Source organism: Okeania sp. SIO2F4 (genome assembly GCF_010672385.1).
Taxonomy (GTDB): Bacteria; Cyanobacteriota; Cyanobacteriia; order Cyanobacteriales; family Microcoleaceae; genus Trichodesmium.
In genome coordinates this window covers 1-3,263 of record NZ_JAAHGT010001043.1, presented here as the reverse complement: position 1 = coordinate 3,263, position 3,263 = coordinate 1, and the positions used below count along the sequence as shown (strand labels likewise).

3 protein-coding genes are annotated in these 3,263 nt (G+C 37.7%); 1 reads left to right on the top strand and 2 read right to left on the bottom strand.

Annotated elements, in window-relative coordinates; genetic code table 11:
* The coding region (cobQ, locus tag F6K22_RS36820) for a cobyric acid synthase CobQ (RefSeq protein ID WP_293109671.1) at positions 1–766 on the bottom strand (766 nt) is incomplete at its 3' end.
* 301 nt (positions 767–1,067) lie between these two features.
* Positions 1,068–1,475, bottom strand: a complete 408-nt coding sequence (locus tag F6K22_RS36815; RefSeq protein ID WP_293109669.1) for an Npun_F0494 family protein — start codon at positions 1,473–1,475, stop codon at positions 1,068–1,070.
* 732 nt (positions 1,476–2,207) lie between these two features.
* Between F6K22_RS36815 and F6K22_RS36810 the strand changes: the two genes are divergently transcribed.
* On the top strand, positions 2,208–2,648 hold the full coding sequence (locus F6K22_RS36810; RefSeq protein ID WP_293109667.1) for a peroxiredoxin: 441 nt from the start codon (positions 2,208–2,210) through the stop codon (positions 2,646–2,648).
* The last annotated feature ends 615 nt before the right edge of the window (positions 2,649–3,263 follow it).

Sequence of the window (3,263 nt, the reverse complement as noted above, 5' to 3'; positions counted from 1 at the left end):
TAATGACAATTGTAATATCAGTTGTAGATTTATTGGAACGTTTTTCTAAAATACTCAAAGAATCTTCAGCAGGAAAAGCTTCATTAATCCAAGGAATTACACCAACGACAGGAATATTAGTTCTTTTTTCTAACCACTGAATACCTGAATCTAGAAGAGATCTCTGTCCTCTAAATTTATTAATTACTATTCCTTTTATTAAATCTCTTTCTTCTGGTTCTAGTAGTTCTAATGTACCAATAACATGGGCAAAAGCACCCCCTCTGTCAATATCAACTACTAAAATTGTAGAGGCATTCAAATACTTAGCCACTCGCATATTGGTTAAATCTCGGTGCTTCAGATTTATTTCTGCAGGACTACCTGCTCCTTCACAAACTATAATGTCAAACTCTTGAGATAAAATTTCTAAAGATTCTTGGATAGCCTGCCAACCAATATTAAAATATTGCTGATAATAATCTACAGCTCCTACTGTACCTAATGCTTTTCCCTTGATAATAACTTGGGAGGTCATATCTCCTTGAGGTTTTAATAAAATTGGATTCATTTCTATTGCAGGAGTCACACCTGCCGCCCAAGCTTGTACTGCTTGAGCATGACCCATTTCCCCTCCAGTAGATGTGACATAGGAGTTCAAAGCCATATTTTGTCCTTTGAAGGGAGCCACTCTCCAACCGCGACGTGATAAAATTCTACAGATGGCTGTAGTGATTAGAGATTTCCCTGCATGAGAAGTAGTTCCCACCACCATAATTGCTTGCATAGCTTTTTTCAATCAGGAAGAATGAATCAGATAGGTATACTCCCTCGACTAAAGTCACGGGGATTAACTCTAGAGTTTCTGTCTCCAAAACCCTATTAAGCAATGGGATAAATTCTCATTACTCCATTCTTATTAGGGAGTTGGGTTTAATTTTGTGGGACGTCCTAAAAACGCCTGTTTATACTTTACTGAGGTTTCAACCCATTATTGTCCTTAATTTTCAGATGATGTTGACTAGACAATTACTATCCAAATTCAGTTGAGACTCTCACCGTTAAACTTTATATAAAAAACTGCATCTCTAAACAGGAAGTCTAAACCAACGACCGATCAAATTATCAAGGCGATCGCCGATACCAGGTTGAGGCCAGTTTCCCTTCCCAGCATATTTTTTAACTAACTGATGACCCAGGGGAGTAAGACGAAAACTATCTGTAATTCCTTGTCCATCAACTTCCCGCCTAAGTACGCCTACCTGGATTAGCCATAAAAGATAATTTTCAGCAGCTAATTCTGATACAACGGAACCTGTGTAGGCATTTTTCAAGCCAGCATCAGAGGCTATTGATTTTAATCCCACACTTTGAGAAGTCATTGTTACAAACAACTTTAGATTAAATGGACTACAACACAGCGCTCTTTCCGCCCTTTTTTCAGTATAAGTAGGGTATTGGAGTGAAATTAAGTTTGGAGATTCTACGGAGGCCATATTAATTTTATATATCAATAAAATTTATATTTTCAAGTTAACAAAAATTATAGTTTAAGATCTCAAATCAAGGATTTTGAGTACATATCATATAAATAATATTTTTGATGTCACCTAAAACACAATAACAAATGACATTACAATAAGCAACATGAGTTAAAACTTTATTTTTTCTAATCATGCAGTCTAGAAAATAATTTGGAACAGATTTAAAATAGAACTTGCGCAGAAACCGGGTTGATCGACGAAATTTCCTGATTTGAACAACAATAATTAGGGCAATAAACCCAGTTTTTTGTTTAGGTGCGTAAGTCTTGTATAGGGCTACGCGCAAGTCAAAAATAAAAAATTAAAAGTTAAAAGTAATCTCTGACTGAGTTTTAGGACTTACCAATGTCCACGCCCTAAATGCGTAGTGCTATAAAAGTAAAAAGTTTTTAAGGATCCCAGAATCTCTTAAAATAATAATCAAGAATATGTCGAAGTAAAGGGCGTGGACATTACTAAATGCTGTTTGCGGAGCATTTCTAGAGGAAAAACTCGGTCAGAGATTACTTCTGTACGTCCCTAATCCGACGGCTCCCCTATCTGACTTACGCGTAACGCGATAATCGGATTTGCATTAGCATTGCCTAGTAAAAAATTTTTTTTGCAGCAGCAGGGACGTTGTATTCAGCGTCCCGATAGCACTTTGTGACTTTTGTCTAAGTTTTAAGGAGAAAAAGCGAATCTATGGCATTATCTGTTGGCACTAAAGCGCCTGAATTCACGGTAAAAGATACTAACGGCAACACTGTTTCCTTATCTGATTTTGCTGGTAAAACAGTAGTTATGTATTTTTATCCTAAAGATGATACTCCTGGTTGTACCAAGGAAGCTCAAAGTTTCCGAGACAACTACGCTGAATATCAAGGCAAAGATATGGTTGTTCTTGGTGTAAGTATGGATGATGAAACTTCCCACAAAGCTTTCACTGAGAAATATGGTTTACCATTCCAACTTTTGGCAGATGTTGATGGTACCATCACTAAAGCTTATGATGTTGAAGGTGGTGGATATTCTAAGCGTGTTACTTATATTATTGATGCCGAAGGAAATATTTCTCATGTTGATGACAAAGTGAAAACGGATAGCCACGCTAAAGATATTTTAGAAGTCATCGGCACAAAATAATGTTTTTCTAATTGTTTAGTATCCAAGAGATTTTTTCATTTTTAAGCTTGGTTACTTAGTAGAGGTTTGCTCTGAAACCTCTATTTTTTTTATGGTTTTACTGATGCCTCTGTATGAATAGATAGCAGAAATCTATAAACCTCCCAGATAAATTTAGTATTCATCATACAATCATACATTTATTGAGCAATGGAATTTTTGACTACTTTATGTCTTTGACAATAAGGAAAATTCATATGTTTATCTCAAAGTTGGCCCTTGACCCGCGCTCTCCTGACAAGGGAGCGTCGCATCGGAAAACCAATCAATGTTGCGGTTTTTCCAATAGTGTGCTTTAATATCTAAAGCCTGCTGGGCTAGCAGTGTCTAAGGGAGCCGTCGGATTGGCGACGTACTGTGGAGCGCGCCTTTAGACCGGAAAGAGGCTCGACCTTGGAGGCTGGTGCATTGTTTCGCTTTCCTACGGAATTCTAACGCAAACGCGACATGAAAAGCGCAGCTCCTCTGCAAGAGGCAGCAGAAAGCCCTAATCCGCGATGGTTAGGAATCCCGCGCTGTTACGCAAGTGCAGCGTCGGGAGGATGTCAATTCCGAATATTATTCTCCATTATGTAA